Annotated in this window: 18 protein-coding genes; 12 read left to right on the top strand and 6 right to left on the bottom strand. The window is 52.7% G+C overall.

The annotated features are described in order from the left end of the window. The first annotated feature begins 316 nt into the window (after positions 1–316). The 4 genes from P9L94_05315 (at position 317) to P9L94_05300 (ending at position 4,558) form a co-directional block, all read left to right on the top strand. Positions 317–1,165: an HAD family hydrolase gene (locus P9L94_05315; protein MDP8243482.1), complete on the top strand. Its 849-nt coding sequence runs from the start codon at positions 317–319 to the stop codon at positions 1,163–1,165. Between the two features lie 2 nt (positions 1,166–1,167). Continuing rightward, on the top strand, positions 1,168–2,136 hold the full coding sequence (locus P9L94_05310; protein ID MDP8243481.1) for a hypothetical protein: 969 nt from the start codon (positions 1,168–1,170) through the stop codon (positions 2,134–2,136). Beyond that, positions 2,133–3,179, top strand: a complete 1,047-nt coding sequence (locus tag P9L94_05305; protein ID MDP8243480.1) for a PfkB family carbohydrate kinase — start codon at positions 2,133–2,135, stop codon at positions 3,177–3,179. Before P9L94_05310 ends, P9L94_05305 begins: the two co-directional genes overlap by 4 nt. 539 nt (positions 3,180–3,718) lie before the next feature. Further along, positions 3,719–4,558, top strand: coding sequence for an ABC transporter permease (locus P9L94_05300; protein ID MDP8243479.1), 840 nt, complete (start codon positions 3,719–3,721; stop codon positions 4,556–4,558). A gap of 47 nt (positions 4,559–4,605) precedes the next feature. On the opposite strand, the gene P9L94_05295 is transcribed toward P9L94_05300, so the two are convergent. The 4 genes from P9L94_05295 to P9L94_05280 all read right to left on the bottom strand — a co-directional run bounded on the left by P9L94_05295 (position 4,606) and on the right by P9L94_05280 (position 8,913). Then, positions 4,606–5,124, bottom strand: coding sequence for a hypothetical protein (locus P9L94_05295; GenBank protein MDP8243478.1), 519 nt, complete (start codon positions 5,122–5,124; stop codon positions 4,606–4,608). A gap of 161 nt (positions 5,125–5,285) precedes the next feature. After that, a complete protein-coding gene (locus tag P9L94_05290; protein ID MDP8243477.1) occupies positions 5,286–6,044 on the bottom strand; it encodes a menaquinone biosynthesis protein in 759 nt (252 codons plus the stop codon). Between the two features lie 17 nt (positions 6,045–6,061). Beyond that, positions 6,062–7,654 carry a phosphoglycerate dehydrogenase gene (serA, locus tag P9L94_05285; protein MDP8243476.1) on the bottom strand — a complete coding sequence of 531 codons (1,593 nt, stop codon included), beginning with the start codon at positions 7,652–7,654 and terminating at the stop codon, positions 6,062–6,064. Between the two features lie 83 nt (positions 7,655–7,737). Next, positions 7,738–8,913 (bottom strand): alanine--glyoxylate aminotransferase family protein, encoded by a 1,176-nt coding sequence (locus P9L94_05280; protein MDP8243475.1) that lies wholly within the window; start codon positions 8,911–8,913, stop codon positions 7,738–7,740. A 420-nt stretch (positions 8,914–9,333) separates the two neighbouring features. Here P9L94_05280 and xylB point away from each other — a divergent pair, with 420 nt between their 5' ends. The 7 genes from xylB (at position 9,334) to P9L94_05245 (ending at position 16,237) form a co-directional block, all read left to right on the top strand. Beyond that, complete coding sequence (gene xylB / locus P9L94_05275) at positions 9,334–10,866, top strand: xylulokinase (GenBank protein ID MDP8243474.1); 1,533 nt, start codon at positions 9,334–9,336, stop codon at positions 10,864–10,866. Between the two features lie 91 nt (positions 10,867–10,957). Beyond that, a complete protein-coding gene (locus tag P9L94_05270) occupies positions 10,958–12,121 on the top strand; it encodes a glycosyltransferase (protein ID MDP8243473.1) in 1,164 nt (387 codons plus the stop codon). Positions 12,122–12,437: 316 nt separating this feature from the next. Next, entirely contained in the window at positions 12,438–13,133 is a 696-nt protein-coding gene (locus P9L94_05265) for a hypothetical protein (protein ID MDP8243472.1), read from the top strand. Positions 13,134–13,482: 349 nt separating this feature from the next. Further along, entirely contained in the window at positions 13,483–13,722 is a 240-nt protein-coding gene (locus P9L94_05260) for a type II toxin-antitoxin system prevent-host-death family antitoxin (protein MDP8243471.1), read from the top strand. Continuing rightward, entirely contained in the window at positions 13,723–14,148 is a 426-nt protein-coding gene (locus P9L94_05255) for a type II toxin-antitoxin system VapC family toxin (GenBank protein MDP8243470.1), read from the top strand. It begins immediately after the preceding gene. A 95-nt stretch (positions 14,149–14,243) separates the two neighbouring features. Continuing rightward, positions 14,244–15,791, top strand: a complete 1,548-nt coding sequence (gene cobA / locus P9L94_05250) for a uroporphyrinogen-III C-methyltransferase (protein ID MDP8243469.1) — start codon at positions 14,244–14,246, stop codon at positions 15,789–15,791. An 80-nt stretch (positions 15,792–15,871) separates the two neighbouring features. Continuing rightward, positions 15,872–16,237, top strand: coding sequence for a hypothetical protein (locus tag P9L94_05245; protein ID MDP8243468.1), 366 nt, complete (start codon positions 15,872–15,874; stop codon positions 16,235–16,237). Here the strand turns inward: P9L94_05245 and P9L94_05240 are convergent. Next, positions 16,234–16,959 (bottom strand): glycosyltransferase, encoded by a 726-nt coding sequence (locus P9L94_05240; protein ID MDP8243467.1) that lies wholly within the window; start codon positions 16,957–16,959, stop codon positions 16,234–16,236. The genes P9L94_05245 and P9L94_05240 overlap by 4 nt on opposite strands. A 135-nt stretch (positions 16,960–17,094) precedes the next feature. Between P9L94_05240 and P9L94_05235 the strand changes: the two genes are divergently transcribed. Continuing rightward, positions 17,095–18,081 (top strand): hypothetical protein, encoded by a 987-nt coding sequence (locus tag P9L94_05235; protein MDP8243466.1) that lies wholly within the window; start codon positions 17,095–17,097, stop codon positions 18,079–18,081. A 10-nt stretch (positions 18,082–18,091) separates the two neighbouring features. Here the strand turns inward: P9L94_05235 and P9L94_05230 are convergent, their stop codons facing one another. Beyond that, entirely contained in the window at positions 18,092–18,454 is a 363-nt protein-coding gene (locus tag P9L94_05230; protein MDP8243465.1) for a hypothetical protein, read from the bottom strand. Between the last annotated feature and the right edge of the window lie 87 nt (positions 18,455–18,541).

The following is an 18,541-nucleotide window of genomic DNA, read 5'->3' as shown; positions in this document are numbered from 1 at the left end:
TTGAAGAACCGCGCCAACAATATGAAATCATAATGAAGGTATATACAAATGCTTGCTGGTCCATTCCCCAAAGAGCAGCAAATACGCAACATTACAGCTTTCGTTGCCAAACCAAGGCGCGAGTAACAATCTCCCACTGAAAATGTAAATACATTTAATCGCTATAATTCTCTCATGCGAGTTCATTCGGGGTCAATGGAAGCAGTTTTGTAGGACGCATAAAAAAAATAATCGAATCCGGCTTGCGTCCCTGGACGCCGCCCGGGGTTTTGCCTAGCTTTAGATGCGGTTTATTCTGTTTTTTTTAGTGGGACCCATGACAATTAATCAAACTCCAACTTACGCTCCAGGAACTAAAATTGAAATCATTCACGCCTTGCCAGACCAGAGGCGGCTGCGCCATGTTCTGTTTGATTTCGACGGCACCCTCTCGCTGATTCGCGAAGGCTGGCAAGACATCATGAACCCCATGATGCTGGAATTTTTGACCGAAACCGGCGCCCGGGAAAGCGAAGAAGAACTCACGCTGATTATCAAAGAGTTCGTCGCCCGCCTTACCGGTAAGCAGACCATCTATCAGATGATCGAACTTAAAGAACAAATCGAAAAACGCGGCGGGACCGCCAAAGACCCGCTGGAATATAAATACATCTACCTCGACCGCCTGTGGGAGCGCATCAAACACCGCGTGGAAGGGCTGCGCAACGGCAAGTCTCAGCCCGTCGATTTTTTGGTTCCCGGCAGTTATGAGTTTTTAGACGCGCTCAAAGAACAGGGCGCTAAACTCTATCTCGCCAGCGGCACCGACCATCAATTCGTCGTAGATGAAGCCGAAGCGCTAGGGCTGACGTCCTATTTTCAGACGCACATCTACGGCGCGGTTGACGATTATAAAAAGTTCTCAAAGAAAAAAATCATTGAACACATTATAAAAGAAAACAACTTGTCCGGCGCTGAATTGCTAGCGGTCGGCGACGGCTATGTCGAAATTGAGAATTGCAAAGAAGTCGGCGGGTTTGCGCTGGGGGTCGCCTCTGACGAAGCGGGCCGCATTGAAGTCGATGAATGGAAACGCAACCGCCTGATTCAAGCCGGGGCCGACTTTATCGTCCCCAATTTTTCCGAACACTCACAATTGATTGATCTCTTGTTTGGAGAGAGTTAAACATGCCGTTTCCTGCCTTTGACCGCAGCCAGTTGATTCTCAAGCCGCTTGCCGAGCGCAAACACGACATCGACCTCTCTGTTATGCTGCCGCTGGATGCGCCTTGCGGTTTTCATCATGACGCCATCCCCGAAATCACCCGGGCGATGCGCAAAGCCCGCGAACGCGGCGCTCAGATTATCGTTTCGATGGGCGCCCACGTCATCCGCTCCGGCACAGGCCGCATGTTGATCGACCTGATGGAGAAAGGCCTGATTACCCATATCGCCATGAACGGCGCCGGGCCGATCCACGATTTTGAACTGGCGATGATCGGCGAAACCACCGAAAGCGTGGAGCGCTATATCAGCGAAGGCCAGTTCGGCCTTTGGAAAGACACCGGACGCATCAACGACGCCGTAGCCGCTGGCGTCAAGCAAGGCATGGGCATGGGCGAAGCCATCGGCCGCATGGTTCTCGACGAGAAATTCCCCCATCGCGATATCTCCGTCATGGCGGCGGGGGTTCGGCTGGGCATTCCGGTGACGGTTCATATCGGCGTTGGTTACGACATTATTCACGAACACCCCAACTGCGACGGCGCGGCGATGGGCGCGGCTTCGTACCAGGATTTTCTCATTATGACGCAGTCGGTTTGCGGTCTCGAAGGCGGCGTGTTTTTGAATTTCGGCTCAGCGGTAATGGGGCCGGAAGTATACCTCAAAGCGCTGTCGATGGCGCGCAACGTCGCCAAACAAAAGGGCGAAGAGATATGCCATTTTCTCACCGCTGCGTTCGACTTGTATCCGATCTCCGGTTCGTATCACGAAGAAGCGCCCAAGACCGATCCGCGCTATTACTATCGCCCCTGGAAAACGATACTAGTACGCACCGTCAAAGACGGCGGCGTGAGCCATTATATTCAGGGCGCTCACCGCGAGACGGTCCCCGCAATTTATCGCTCGTTAATGGATTCGGTTGAAGCAAAATGAATGAAGCCCGCCTGCAGCAACTCTTAAACGCCTTTCAGCAACAACGCATCGCCGTGTTTGGCGATTTATTTTTAGACAAATATCTTGAGATCGGCCCCGCGCTCGAAGAAATTTCCATCGAGACCGGCAAGGTCGCGCACCAGATTACGGGCATCCGCTGTCAACCCGGCGCGGCGGGGACGGTGTGCAATAATTTAAGTTCGCTGCAAGTGGGGACGGTCAACGTGTTGTCGGTCGTTGGCGACGACGGCGAAGGCTATGACCTCAAGAAAGCCCTACGCGCCCGTCGTATTGAGCCGGTCTTGGTTGAAACCGAACAGCGCTTCACGCCGACTTACTGCAAGCCCATGTCGCAGCAGCCCGGCGGCGAGGTTGAACTTGAGCGGCAGGATACCAAAAATCGCGGCCTGCTTGGGCGAGACCTCGAAGACGCCGTCATCGCAAAATTGGATGCACTGGCGCCGCAAGTCGACGCCGTCATCATCGCCGACCAGGTGCAGGAACGAAACTGCGGCGTGATTACCGACCGCGTCCGCGAACACGTCGCCCAACTCGCGGCGAAATGCGCGGACACATTGTTCTACGCCGACTCGCGGGTGCGCATCGGCGAGTTTGACAACGTGATTTTGAAACCCAACCGCTTTGAATGCGTCAACGCGGTGAAGCCAATCAAAGGCGACGATGAGCCGCCGACTGAACTCGCCATGCAATGCGCGCGCGAGTTGCATCAAAAAACCGGGCAGACGGTGTTTCTTACGCTCGACAAAGAAGGCATCTGCCCCATCGGCGGCGAAAGCGAAACCCGCGTTCCTTGTCCTCCCGTCACCGGGCCGATCGACATCGTCGGCGCGGGCGACAGCGTCACTGCGGGCATCGTCTCGGCGTTGTGTTCGGGCGCGACCCCCAACGAAGCGGCGATCATCGGCAACCTGGTGGCGTCGATCACCATCCGCCAGTTAGGAACCACCGGGCAATCGACGCCCGATCAAGTTCTCGAAGCCTACCGCGCCAACCAGGCGTTGTATGAATCCATCCCGGCGTGACGCCGTTATGCCTCGTTGGGTGGCAAGGGCAAGGCGGCGCGAAGCGGCGGCAGCCCTTGAAGCAATATATGAAATTTCAAATTGTTGTCATTCAATCGTTACGTTGATAATCAAGGGCTGTCCTCATTTCATTCGGCCTTGCCCTTGCCACCCCGCTATTTACTTTTGATTATTGAATTCGGGAAATTTCTATTGGTGGGTTTCGCTGCGCTCAACGCCACCCTACTTGAAACGCATCATTCATCCGAGGTAGAGTGGGATCGCGAAGCAGCCCACCAATGCAATTGCAATATATGGAATTTCGAATGGTTGTCATTCAATCGTTACGTTGATAATCAAGGGCTGCCCTCAACCAGCGGGACGCGCTGTTAAGCCTCCCTTATTAAGGGGGGAAAGGCGCCGTAGGCGCCCAGGGGGGATTCGTCATTCAGTCGCTCATGGCGCCCGCCCTCCACCGTTCCTGCATGACCGCCCCGCATTTCATTTCGCTGCATCCGCAGGTAAAGTAAGTCATCAATACAAGGGAACGAATTAGATTGATGCTAAGCTGGCTGCGCAAACAACCGATGTGGCGTTATCGCGGATTAATTCGCCAACTGACGGCGCGCGACCTCAAGGTGCGCTACAAGGTGTCGGTGTTGGGTTTTTTCTGGAGCCTGCTGCGCCCGCTGTTGACCATCGGCGTACTGGCGGCGGTGTTCTCCATCCTCGATATGGAGAGCACACGCTATAACGTGACGTATCCCGCCTTGCTCTTGGCGACGTACATGCCGTGGTTTTATTTTTCCGCCGCATTTCTCGAAGGGACGCAATCCGTCTTGGGCAACGCCCATCTGGTGAAGAAAGTCTATTGCCCGCGCGCGGTGTTTCCCGCCTCGGTGGTCGCGTCGAATTTGATTAACTTTTTGTTGTCGATGGTGGTGATGGTCCCGCTGTTGTATTTATGCTTTGACGTCACCCCGACCTGGGCGCTATTGCAGCTGCCGCTGGTGATCGTCTGCCACACGCTATTTTTGTTGGGGCTGTGTTTTGCGCTGTCGATGTTGAACGTCTTGTATCGCGACACTCAGCAGATCGTCGAATTTCTGGCGCTGGTGTGGTTTTACGTCTCACCGGTGTTGTATGATTCGTACGAAATATATGGGCGCTTCGGCGCGTCGTCGTGGTGGTATTTTTTGAACCCGATGGCGGGGCTTCTCGAGTGGTATCGCTATTGCCTGCTCGCCTCTAACCTGCAAACCACTGAAGCCTTGGCGCCGTTAAACCAGATGACGTTTCAATTCGCGGTCCCCTACGCCATCGTGATATCCATCTTGTTTGCCTTCGGCGGCTACGCCCTCATGCGCCGCCTCGAACCCCGCGCGGTGGATGAGTTGTAAAAATTCTGGCGGGCTGCTGCGAACCCGCCAGAGATTTGCTTCAGTGATTAATCTTTGTGGTTGTCTAATTCATCAAGATCAATTGGGGCCTGGTTTTTTATATTTGCGATATTTTTGAGGGCCTTTTCAGACAGATCAAACAAAGCCGCCAACTCGTTCGTGATATCAACCACTTCTACGCTTTGAACGGAGTAGTCGCACTGCATCGCGATTACATCGACGTTCAATTGCTTCGCCAATTCAGGGAACTGCTCTTTTACATGCTCCAGCAAATCGCTGACCGGGACCCGGCAGAATCCCTGCCGATGTAATTGGCGCTGGTGTTGTTCCCCCCAGGCTTCTATTTGTTTGACCGTCTGCTCATCTCCGGCGTCTTTGGCTTTTTTATACTCCTCCATTTTTTCCGATACGGGATTGTATTTTGACGCGGCGTAGGCAATGGCAATGGCGCGGTTGTCATAGATGCCCACCCGCGCTTTGTAGGACACAGGCTCAACAGGGCGAATAAACAACACGGAGACGATCAGGCTGACCAGTAAACTTCCAACAATCATTCGGTTTTTCATGGTGGTTCTCCTTTTTATGTACTGTTATGTACTGTTAACTTGTGTGCATTATAGATGTATTTAAACGCGCAGTCAATCCAATTCACTGTTTTTTTGCAATTAGATTGAACTTGAAAATATAAAACGGAATTAGAAAAATTGGAATTAACGGATTGTCTTGCTTATCTATCCGCCCGGGCGAGGTATTGCTGAAGCCCGGCGAGTTCGCGTTCGCCGATGGGGTAGTAAATCGACTCGGTCAAATAGCGGTAATAGAAATCGGCTGATTGCGTCCCGCCGTTTTGCGCGCAATGTTCAGCCAGCGCCCGGCGGTTTTGCAGCCCTTTTTCTAACGCAAGTTGAAACGGTTTCGCAATCGCTTTCGGGTCGATGCCTTCCCGTGTGATCCAGGGTGCGTACACGAACGGCAAGCCGGTGTGCTCTTTCCACACTTGGCCTAAATCAATCACCTGAACGCCATCCGGCGCGTCGATGAAGCTGCTATCGCCGATGGTCAGCGCGGCTTCGGCGATGTCCAGGCCGTTCGCCAGCGGTGGCGTATAGGTCACATACTCAGGCGTGTTCTTCCATACTTCACGAAATAAAATGCGCAATAACATGGTGGAACTGAGCGAGTTGCCGTCGAGCGCCACCCGCGTCAATTCTTGGGCAGGCCGCCGCGCCCACAGCATTACGCTATGCACCGGGCCGTCGCTGCACACGCCCATGCCGGGGATAAATTGATACTCGGGATGGCGCTTGAGTTCGATGGACGACAACATGGCGACGTCTAACTCGCCTCGCGCCAACATCGGCCCCAATTGAGAAGGGACCGCCTGAATCACAGGCGGCCCCGGCAAAAATTCTGAAAGATAAAATGAAAGCGGCAGTCCGTTGCTGAAAGGGACCGCGCCAATTCGCAATGAAGACAGATCGTTCAAAAGCCGCGCCCCGCTCCTTAACCTAGATGAATCAACTTTAATTCTTTGACGTGCTGTGTGGCGCGTAATTCATCCAAGACGGGGTTCGGTACAGCGCCGTCTACGTTACAAACCGTCACTGCATATCCGTTGGGATCGCGGCGGCCTAGCGTCATGTCGGCGATGTTGATGTTGTTCTTGCCCAACACGAGGCACAGTTGGCCGATGGTGCCCGGCTTATCGACGTTTTTGAAGAACAAAATCGTTCCGTAGGGCTTGGCTTCAATGTGATAATCGTTGACTTTCACAATGCGCGAATCGCCGGTGCTGTACTTGGTGCCTGAGACCGAAATGGTTTCTGAATCAGACGTTAGTTTAACGGTAATCAGGTTCGCGTAACTTTCCGATTTGGCTTTCTTGCTTTCGGTGTAACTGATGTTGCGCTGCTCCGCCAGAATCGGCGCGTTCACAAAGTTGACCGTCTCGCCCATGATGGCGGACAGCATTCCCTTGAGCACCGCCAGCGATAAGTAGCCGCAGTCGTGTTCTGACAGGCCGCCGGAGTAAGTGATTTCCATTTTTTCGAGCGGCTTGCCTAAGTATTGAATCGCGAACATGCCCAGTTTTTCCGCCAGGTCTAAATACGGCGTAAGCACCGCGCGCAGTTCGGGAGAAACCGATGGGATATTGACCGCGTTGCGAACTTCAACGCCAGTGAGCGCATCCAGTACATTGCGGGCAATGTCGATCGCGACGTTGACCTGGGCTTCTTCGGTCGAAGCGCCCAGGTGTGGGGTGCAGATGCAGTCCGGGCTTTTGACCAACGGGTGGTCTGCGTCAGGCGGCTCTTTTTCATAAACGTCCAGCGCGGCCCCGGCGCATTTTCCGCTTTCGAGAGCACGTAACAATGCTTCTTCATCCACAATGCCGCCGCGCGCGCAGTTGATAATGCGAACGCCTTTTTTCATCATGGCGAAGGCGCGGTCGTCGATCAGGTGGGTGGTATCTTGCGTCTTGGGGGTATGCACGGTAATGAAATCGGCGGACTCAAACACCTGGTCGGTGGTCGCCGGTTCAAAGCCCATTTTTTTCATGGCGTCTTCGCTGGTGAAGGGGTCAAACCCTTTCACTTTCATGCCGAAGGCCAGCCCGCGGCGGCCCACTTCACGGCCTACGCGACCCAGGCCGATGATGCCCAGCGTTTTGCCGAACAATTCCGTCCCGGTGTATTTTTTGCGGTCCCAGCGGCCTTCGCGCAGCGATTGGTTCGCTTGCGAGATATTACGCGCCAGCGACATCAACAATGCGAAGGAGTGTTCCGCAGTAGAGATCGTATTGCCGCCGGGCGTGTTCATCACGATCACACCGCGTTGGGTGGCTGCGTTGAGATCGACGTTATCCACGCCGACGCCGGCGCGACCGATCACTTTTAATTTATCCGCCTTGGCCAGAATATCCGCCGTCACGGTTGTCCCGCTGCGGATGACCAAGCCGTCATATTCACCAATAATTTTTGCCAGTTCTTCGGGCGGCAGGCCCGTATTCACGTCAACCTGCACATCGTTGTGGCTTTGAAGCAGATCAATGCCATCCTGTGCGAGTGGATCGCTGACTAAAACTTTAAAAGTCATTGTATTGTTCCCCTTTTGTTTGGTGGATTACTCAGCGGCAATCCAGGCGCCGTTTTCTAAATGCAATTCAACCTTGAAAACAGTTACAGGCTCGGCCACTGGTCAAGAATGACCTGCTGGGCGGCGGCGACGCCTTTACCCAACTCAATGGGGTGCCCCATTTCCTTTAAGACCATCTCTGTGACCGACAAGGCGAACGGAACGTCCATCTTGTCTGAGTATCCCATGTGAGAGATACGGAAAATTTTCCCTTTTAAGTGCGCCTGCCCGCCCGCGATGGTCATGCCATACCCTTCGCGAAACTTCTTGCCAATCGCGCCGCCGTCAACGCCCTCAGGCACGGTGATCGCGGTCAGACCGTTGAAGGGACGCTTGGCGAAGAGTTCCAAACCCAGCGCTTTGACGCCGGAACGCGCCGCAAGGCCAAGCACTTCATGGCGCTTCATCACGTTTTCATAGCCTTCGTTGCGAAACGCCTTCAAACTTTCGCGCAGCCCCATGATGAGGTTGACGGCAGGCGTGTAAGGCGTGGTTTGTTTGGCGAAATTCTTTTTGTACGCCTTCAAGTCCAGGTAGAACTTAGGGCAGGTTGATTGATCGACGAGTTTCCAGGCTTTTTCTGACAGCGCGATAAACGCCAGACCGGGCGGCAGCATCAACGCTTTGTGTCCGGCGGATACGACAACGTCTACGCCCCATTCGTCCATGTGCAACGGGGTCGCGCCGATGCCGCTGGTGGCGTCGCAAACCAAAACCGCGTTGCTTTTGCCCACGACTTTGGCGTAGCCTTCGATGTCAAATTCACAGCCGGAACTGGTTTCAGACGAAGTCGAATAAACCGCCTTGGCGTTGGGGAACTGCTTGAGCGCTTCTTCGAGCTGCTCGGGCGTAATCACGTCGCCCCACTCCACGTCGAGGCAATGCGGCGTAATGCCATACGCTTCGCACAATTCGCCCCAGCGTTCACCAAACTTGCCCCCGCGAATCACGATGGCTTCATCGCCGGGAGACAGCAGGTTTGATACAGACGCCTCCATTGCGCCAGTCGCAGAAGAAAGGAGCATGTACACTTCGGTTTGTGTTTTGTAGAGATACTGTAAGTCGTCCCAGACTTCCACCATGACCTCAGAGAAAACCGGAGAACGGTGGTGAGTGATGGGGCTGCCCAGGGCGCGGAGTACATAAGGTGGAACATCGGTTGGGCCGGGCGCATATAGGTACTGCTTTTCACTAGCGCGGCAACGAATGTTGGTGCTCATGATCGAATGGTCCTTCCAGAAAGAGTTGTTAAGTGCTGATTTAATTTGTGTTTAGGATTCCGCAGATGATTTTTGGCCTACCGTGCGGAATGGTTAAAAACATATCATATCCATCCCCTGCCAGCGTTCAAGCACAGATAAGCAGGTATTAATGCTTGTTTTGCAGTATTTTCACACTTTAAAGAATTGATGCTTCGAAATATCAGGAGAAGAAATTCAGAAATTAAGTTCATCCGGGAAGTGAGCCCTTACATTGATGGGTGGCTATGATTTTGATTACGAATACGTATCCCGGCAGATCAAGAATTGACAAACCAATTCAGCGTAATTGCTTTCCCCACCCATGTTGTGGTATGGTTATCGTTCGTAGTTTTAAGAAAATTCTTAACGAAAAATCAATGACTTCGGGGAGAATGTCCCATGGCGCATGTAATCGGTATCGACGTAGGCACGTCTGGAACCAAGACGGTGTTGTTTGATGAAAATGGCAAATCGGTTGCAGACGCGACCGAAGAATACCCGTTGCACACCCCCAACCCCGGCTGGACCGAACAAGACCCCGCCGACTGGCGCAAAGCGGCGGTCAATACGCTGAAGGCTGTGTTGAGCCAATCCGGCGTTGATGCGGGCGACATTAAGGGTATTGGCCTGTCAGGGCAGATGCACGGTTCGGTGTTTCTTGACGCCAACAAAAATGTGGTGCGCCCCGCCATCCTCTGGAACGATGGACGCACGGCGGACGAGTGCGACGAGATTACCAACGCCATCGGCGAAAAGCGCCTATTGGAACTCTGCTCCAATCCTGCGCTGACGGGTTTCACCGCGCCCAAAGCCGTCTGGTTGAAAAATAAAGAACCGGAGAATTTCAAAAAAACCAAGACGCTGCTGTTGCCCAAAGATTATGTGCGCTACTGCATGACCGGCGAACTGGCGATGGAAGTTTCCGATGGCGCGGGTACGTTATTATTCAATGTGAACCAGCGCGGCTGGTGCGGTGAAGTCTTGGATAAACTGGGCATCCCTCAAGAGTGGATGCCGCCCATGAAAGAATCGACCGACGTCTGCGGGACCATTACCTCAGCGTTTGCCAAAGAAACCGGGCTGAAAGAAGGAACGCCTGTGGTTGGCGGCGGGGCCGACAACGCCTGCGGCGCGACCGGCACAGGCGTGGTGGTCGAAGGCCGCGTCTTGTCGTCATTAGGAACCAGCGGCGTCATCCTGGCGCCGTCGAATACAGCCCAGACCGACCCCCAAGGCCGCGCGCATACCTTCTGCCATTCGGTGCCGAATATGTGGTATCTGATGGGCGTCATTCTCTCGGCGGGCATGTCGTTGCGCTGGTATCGCGACGTAATCGCCGACGGCGAACGCGCCCAAGCCGAGCGCGAAGGCAAAGACCCCTACGACGTGATGACCGCGCTGGCCGATACGGCGCCCGTCGGCAGCGAGGGCTTGTTGTTCTTGCCCTACCTGACGGGCGAACGGACGCCCCACAAAGACCCTTACGCCCGCGGCTCGTTTATTGGCCTCACCATTCGACACAAGCGCGAGCATCTAATCCGCTCGGTGTTAGAAGGCATCACCTTCGCCATGCGCGATTCGCTCGAGATCGCCCGCTCGCTGGGCGTCGAGACCCATGAAATTCGCGCTACCGGCGGCGGCGCTAAGAGCAAGTTCTGGCGCCAGCTGCAAGCCGACATTTACGGCACCGAAATCAGCATCATCAGTTCTGACCAAGGCCCGGCGTTTGGCGCGGCGATTATGGCGGGCGTGGGCGCGGGCGTGTACAAGTCGATCCCCGAAGCCTGCGACGCGATTATCTCCATCAAAGAGAGAATTGAACCGAATGCAGAACGGGCAAAACAATATGACGAATATTACGCCGTCTACCGCGACCTCTACGGCGGCGTCAAAGGCGCCTGCAACACTTTGTCAAAGATGGTGGCAAAGTAATCCGCGTCGGTTCGGCGCCGGGGCGAAAATGGGTACCCTTAGGGCGGCTGGATGACCGCCCTATTTCGTATCGTGCGTATAGAATGAAGCAATGACGATCTATCTGGAATTCATAGTCGCAATGGGGCTCGGCGCGTTGATTTATATCTACGCCGGGTATCCTGTTTTGTTATATCTGTTGTCGCTGCTTCATTCCATGCGCCATAAACCCGATGACGCGTACACGCCTAAGGTGACGCTGTTGTTTTCGGCCTATAACGAACTCGCGTCGCTGCCCGACAAACTCGCTAACCTTCGCGCGCTCGATTACCCTGCTGAAAAGCTACAAATTCTGATCGCGTCTGACGCGTCGTCTGACGGAACCGACGACTATCTCGCCAATCAACCCGGCATTGATTTCGTTCCGATGCAAGAGCGCGGCGGCAAGAACGCGGCGCTCAACGCCATGCTGCCCAAAGCCCAAGGCGACGTGTTGTTCTTCACCGACGCCAATACGCTGCACAAGCCAGAGAGCATTCGCGCGGTGATCAAACATTTAGCCGATCCTCATGTTGGCGCTGTGACCGGGCGGCTGGTATTTACCCAAGAGCGCGACTGGAACGCGGTCGGACGCGGCACCGGCCTCTATTGGTGGTATGAGAATAAAATTAAACAAGCCGAGAACCGATTGGGTTCCGTCCTGGTCGGCAGCGGGTCGGTGTTGGCGGCGCGGCGCGATTTAGTCGGACCGCTCGACCCGCGCATCGCCAATGATTTAGAGATTCCCTCGCGTATCGGCGCCAAAGGGTATGCCATTTTATTTGAGCCGGATTGCTGCGGGTCCGAAAAACCTCACACCGATATGTTTGAAGAATGGCGCCGCACCTCGCGCATCGTTTCGCGCGGGTTGCGCGGCTTTGTGGTGCTCTTGCCGACGCTGCTGCGCTCGCCGTTGCGCTTTTGGCAGTTTCTTTCTCATAAATTTTTGCGCTGGTTTACCTTGCCGCTCTCAGTTGCGACTCTGGTTGCGTCGGGTTTCTTGTATGAGCAAAGCGTTGTCTTTCAAACTATTTTCATCAGCGGTCTGTTCATTCTCGGCGCCGCATTGTATGGACTTTTATTAATTGTTTTGAATATTGAATTTTCCGTCCTGCGGCCATTCAAATTGCTTGGGCATTTTTTGTGGATGCACACCGCCGCCGTCTGGGGGCTTGTGCTGGCTGTGTTTGGACAAACCCCCGCCGCCTGGCGCCTGCCCGAATCGTCACGGAAATAGATTCAGTTGAATAACGTGATATGGAAACGGATTTGTAGGGTGGGTTCTTAACCCACCGCAAATATCGACGCTCCTAGCCAATCTGAAGCGACCGAGTTTTAAAAGAAATTAAATAAACCAAGAAGGCATGGGTGCAACTCTGGGAGCGCTAGTGCATAAAATTTGTAGGGTGGGTTCTTAACCCACCATTTTCCTCTGGAAGGCGTGGCGGTTGCCGTTTGATTCGGACTTGTCCGTTGCGTCTTTCCAAAAGTTCTTTTTTTTATTCCGGTCATGCTGTAAGATCGTAAATAAACATGTGATCGGCGCTCGAAACATGAACCCTAAATATATGGCATTTGGTTTTTTTACTGCAATCGCATTCGCATTTGTGTGTCTTGGAATCGTTGCTTTTCTTCTCTCTCAAGGAAAAATCCCCGGCTACTCAAAAGAATTACAACGGATGGCTCTATTCAAACGAGAAGTGATTGACCAAACCCGCGAACATCTCATTCAAGAGTTTAACATTCCCAACTCAACTGAAGAAACGCGCGACTACCTCAAGAACGTCATGTTTAAAGATTTAACGGAAGATCAATTTCAGCAAATGATGACAAGAGTCAAAGCCGAAATCAATGCAGCAAAAGCCGTATTGAACGATGGGCTTTCTCAACAAGAAGCCAAATTAAAATTCTTGTCAGAATGGATAGAACCTGAAGTCCTGGATGATTACCCCATCTATCTCAATACTCAAGAAAAAATTGAAGACGCTGAAAAAAATATTCCAAAAGATTTGGCTGACTCAATTGAAAAAAGCATCCCCCAACAGCGAAAAAAGTTTGACGACGTGAAGATCGCCTCGATTGTGTTTTCTGCGTCAGAAATCAATTATGAAAACTTTGAAGGCCGCCGTTTTCGATATGAATTGTACCTCTTGAACTATGCCAAAGACCATCGGTTAGATATTAATCCTGATTGGAAAGAAGACGATTTGGGCCGCCTGCTTGAGATCGAAACAAAATGGCTAGAATAAATGAAACCCTCCCCGCCGCTTGAGGAGGCAATGTCGTTGACTAAAGGGGTGGAAAGCCAAGCCGTCGCGAAGTGAGCGCAGCCCTGGATGCAACGAAATCAAAAATATCAGCCCTGTAGGGGCGCAACGTGTTGCGCCCGAATCCCCTCTGTCGCTTTCAGCGCCGTCCCCCCTTAAAAAGGGGGGCTAAAAGTCTTAAGTCAATGACATTGCTTGAGGAGGTTGGTTTTTTTAGATGCGCAACGAATTTTCTAAATGGAATGTATTTCATTGCTTTCATCTTTCCGATTGCTGCAAATAAATAAAGCAAGTAAACTGGTTTGAAAGTAAGTTGAATTGGGAGACGGAAATGAATCAGGTCGGGCTCCATGAGGCGAAAACTCGCTTGTCAGAAATCATCGAAAAAGTATCAGAAGGAAGCGAGTATATCATCACACGTAGAGGGATGCCTGTCGCCCGCCTTGTGCTTGCAGATAAGCCCTCGCGAGACGCCGCCAAACATGCGCTTGTTCGAGCAAAAAATCTGCGCGAATCGTTAACGCTTGACGGGATTTCGATTAAAGAACTAATCGAAGAAGGTCGGCGATAAATGCAGCAGTTTGTTTTAGACTGTTCTGCAACGATGTCATATTTTTTCAAAGATGAAACACCAAAACTTGTGGATGCCGCTTTTGAAACCTTGGCAAATTCTACACGTGCATTGGTTCCTTCAATCTGGCCTCTTGAAATCGCAAATACATGCCTTTGCGCTGAAAGACGCAAACGCTTAACCCCAGATGATACAGACGTCATCTACTCAATTCTCGCCGCTTTGCCCATACAGGTTGATACGCATACAAATGTTATTGCAACACGCGAAACGGTTCTGATTGCAAGAAAGTATAAATTAACCGCCTATGATGCGGCCTACCTTGAATTAGCAAGGCGAGAAAACCTCTCGTTATTATCATTAGACAAAAAATTAAAGCAATCGGCCGCAAAAGCTGGCATTAAACTATGGGCCCCCGCATCTTAACCTGAGTTAGAGATAAAGTATTTCTCCGCCGCTCTCGCCAAAACAAGAGCCGCCTATAATGAACGTAGGTGGTTCTTTGTTGGAAGGACTTTTGAATGCCAGAGCAAAATACAGGCGTTGTGTATCTCGTCGGCGCGGGGCCGGGCGACCCCGGTTTGTTGACCGTCAAAGGACGCGACGCGCTGCTACGCGCCGAGGTGTTGGTCTACGACAACCTGGTCGCGGATGAAATCGTCGCGCTGGCGCCGCCGTCCGCCGAGCGCATCTACGTTGGCAAGACCGCCGGGCGCCACACCATGCCCCAAGAGTCGATTAATGAGTTGCTGGCTGAGCAAGCATTAGATGGAAAGATCGTGGTGCGCCTCAAAGGCGGCGATCCGTTCATCTTTGGGCGCGGCAGCGAAGAGTGTATTCACCTGCGTGAGCGCGGCGCGCGTTTTGAGGTGGTCCCGGGAATCTCCGCAGCGGCGGCGGTGCCGGCCTACGCAGGCATCCCCGTGACCAGCCGCAACCTCGCGACCTCGGTGCATATCATTACCGGACACGAACACGCATTTAAAGAAAATGCTTCGGTCGATTGGTCTTCATTGGCCAAGGTCGAAGGCACGCTGGTGATTTTCATGGGAGTATATGCGTTGCAATCTATCGCGATTGCCTTAATCAATCATGGACGCAATCCCCAAACGCCCGCAGCGGCGATTCGCTGGGGTACGACGCCCGAGCAACACACCATCACGGGGACGCTGCAAACCATCGCCGCGCAAGTCGAGCAAGCAGGGATGCGCCCGCCGGGATTGATCGTCATCGGTGAAGTGGTGGGGCTGCGCGACTCAATGGAATGGTTCGAGAACCGCCCGCTGTTTGGCCTCGCCATTGCGGCGCCGCGCTCCCGATATGCTGAGTCGCGTTTGGTGACGGGGCTGCGCGACCGAGGCGCCCGCGTGATTGAACTACCTGAGTTGCTAATCCAGACCACCGCCGAAGCCTCTGCGCATGAAAAACCTGCTGCGCCGCAAATTGATTGGGACGCGCTGGAAACCTACGATGCGTTTTTGTTTGCCGGGCCGAGCGCGGTGTCGCATTTTATCCGGGCGATGCTTGAGCGCCGCCTCGATTCGCGGTCGCTGGCGGGCAAGCAGATTGTCGCAGTGGGGGCGGCGGTCGAAAAAGCGCTGTTGTCGTTTGGGCTAACCCCCGACTATGTGCAGACGACGTTATGTCTGCCCATTCAAGTCGCGCAAATGCTGCGTTCGGCGCCGCTGCAAGGCAAACGCGTGTTGGCGCCGGGGCCGCCGTTGCTGCCGCAGAAACTCATTGACTCGTTGCAGGAACACGGGGTTCAACTCGACCTTCGCCTAGCCGGGGAGAGTGACGAAGAGAATCAACGGGCGTCAGAGACTGAACGTAAGCAGATTTCGCTGATTGCGTTCTCGTGCGCCTCAATGGTCAAGACGTTGGTTGATGAAGCCGGAAAAGCGTATGTAAAACAATTGGCGCAAATGGTCCCTGCCGCCAGCATCAGCGACAAGGCGACGCAAGAACTAACCGCGCTTGGTTTTGACGTCAAAGTCCAATCGCGCCGCGCCAAAGTCGAGTCATTGCTCGAAGCGATTGAGGAATATGTTTTGCGACAGGACGAATAAATCCAATAATTGAGTCGGGTTGCGTTGACAATTGCTGCAGATCGAATTAGACAGTAAGTACCAATTTGGAGGGACGGATTATGAGCGCATTGGAGCGGTGGCACTTAGTAAATGAAGAAGTCGAACTGTATGCGCCTGACATCAGCCGCGATTCGACGCCCGATGAGTTTTTAGAGACCTCCGAACGCCAACACGTCATTATGACGTTTGATAAAGTCCTGGTTGGATGCAAGCGCTTTGATAACGCAGACGAGCGCAACGACTGGGTCAAGCGCCATCCCATGGGCAAGCGCATCGAACTGCACAACCTGCAAACCGAAGTGCGCAAAGCCGGCAACATCGTCGAAGTCAAAATCGGCGACCCGCCCGACGAACGCTACGCCGCGATGGTGATTTACATCGAACGCGAATTGCCGCCGGAACATGTCCAGGATTGGGTGATCTAACCTTGGGTTCGCGTCCCCGTTAGGGAGCGTTTGATTCGGTAGAGTATTACGGTCAACCAGTTGCGGGCCGTCGTCAATACGACCCCGCCTCGCCAGTGACGGTTGGGAATCAACACCGGACAGCCGAGGTCGCACGCAGGCCCCAGCGTTCTGAGCCGTAACGATAATTCGACGTCTTCTAAACAATCCACGCAAGGAAAACCGCCAATGGATGCCAAGGCGCTAGTCCGCATCAATTGGCATTGATCGCCATACGCAAGGCTCCAGCATCGTACCCGGAAGGCGTTGCCCCATTCGAGCCAGCGATAGACGGCGCCTGCGTGGTCAATACGGTGACCGAGCGCGCCCCATTGCGCATTGGGGTTGTCTTGTAAGAATTGTGTTACGGCTGCGCGGGTATTGTCTTGGAACAGCATGTCCGCATGGGCGATCATGAGAACTTCAAGCGCCGGATGACGACGCAAAAGCCATTCAACGCCGCTGCGGATGGCTTCTGAGCGCGATGCTTGTTTTGATTCTAATATTTCAACGCCGTGCGCTTGCGCACAAGCGGCGGTTTCATCTGACGACTGCGCATTCACCACGCAAATTATATCGCCCGTATCTTGGAACGGTTTCAAACTCCGTAGGCATTTTTCGAGATTAGCGGCTTCGTTGCGCGCGGGAACCACAATGCCGATTTTGCCGTGGAGGCGTGGTGAATGCTCAAATTTCTGGTGCATGTAGATGATCTAACCTGTTTAAAAATCTGAACTAAAACCGTTAGTTTGGTAAAGTAATCATATTTTATGTCCGATAAGATAGTTGGAGCGATATAATATAGTCATAAGTATGATTCGACGTTCTTGGAGCCGAAAGTGGCAGCAAAGCCGCGCGCCCGTTCATCACGCAGTGATTTCCAACTCTTTTTAGAGTTTCTTGGACTGAAAACCATTTTGGGAATCAGCGTGGGGGGCGGACTCTATTTCTATTCAGGATATATTAACGCCATGGCGGGAATGTCGCTCGGTAAGGCGTATTCGCCGTTCTATGTATTGCGGCTGCATGATAGCGATAAAGCGTTTAAGGCAGTCAGCAGCGTGTTTGTTCAGTCATATACCGCCGTTGTTGAAGCGATCAGCCTGTATTACGGCATGGCGCGGGACGCTACGGCAATTTTCTTGCAAAACCAGGTGAATCCCTTCATTCAAGAACACCCGGTGTTGGGCTTTGCCGTGATGGCTGTCGTTGGGTTTTCTCTTTCGATTCTTTTGATCTTTTTGTCGCTTGGGTTTTTTAAGTGGGTCATCCATTTCTTTAAACGGAAAGCCAGCAAGGGCCGGTTTGCCAGCATTAAACAAATCGAAGATTGGACGTTTGATCCCCGCCGCGATATCTCAGACGATCAATTGCGGATTATGACGCGCAACCTCGAAAAATTGGTGCACCGCGCTCCCGCTTTAGCCGGACAGGTGCCGAAGAACGCCGATTTTACCATCAAAGAACTTGCCCGGCATAATATTGATTCTGACTTTGTCTATCGAAATGCAATCTATGTGATGGGGCCGATTAAAAGCACGGGGCTGGATAACAGTTACGAGTTGCCGTTGACGCTTGACCAGGTAAAACGAATTTCACTCAAAATGGGCCGAACGGCCGCTTATGAAACTCTCCCCCTTGATTTGGTGACGCTGTGTATGAAAAAAGGCAGCAGCCGATGGGAAGTCGCAACAAATGTAGATGCGATCAAACTAGGCAAAGCGTATCCGGTCAAAATATTGGAAAAAGTGTTGTTGCAGAACCGCAATTACTTCATCTGGGACGGGCGCGTTACAAAGTCCGTTACAGGTTACGGCGTTAGTTGATCCTCCGGTTTTATGATTCATCCTCGTCTAGCGAAACCACTTCTTTTAAATGGTTGAGCGTATGTAACATTGCTGAAACATCGGTTTTCAACGATTTGTGTACAGTGACCAGCCCAATCTGGACATGGGCGGCTGCGTGAACCAAGTCTTCTAAAACCTCGCTGTTTTCTTTTCCACTGCGAATTCCCTCAATGGCATTTTCGATGCGCTCCAAGACATGTGTGTTAGTCTCATATAACTCAGAAAGCGAAGCGAGTGATTGAGAAAACATAATGTTGGGGAACTCGTTCTGAGACACTTTGTTGGAGATGGTCTTAATCTCATCCAGCATGCTTCCCAACGTATTGTCTCGTAAAAAGCGTTTGCCGCTCATAGTGGGATTCCTTTAATCACAATATAAGGTGTGTAATCTCAATGAAATGGCTTGTCAATTGTACTCTTTTTCATTTAAATAGCAATG

Origin of the sequence: Candidatus Hinthialibacter antarcticus, from assembly GCA_030765645.1 — a bacterium.
Taxonomy (GTDB): domain Bacteria; phylum Hinthialibacterota; class Hinthialibacteria; order Hinthialibacterales; family Hinthialibacteraceae; genus Hinthialibacter; species Hinthialibacter antarcticus.
This window is presented reverse-complemented; position numbering and strand designations above follow the sequence as displayed.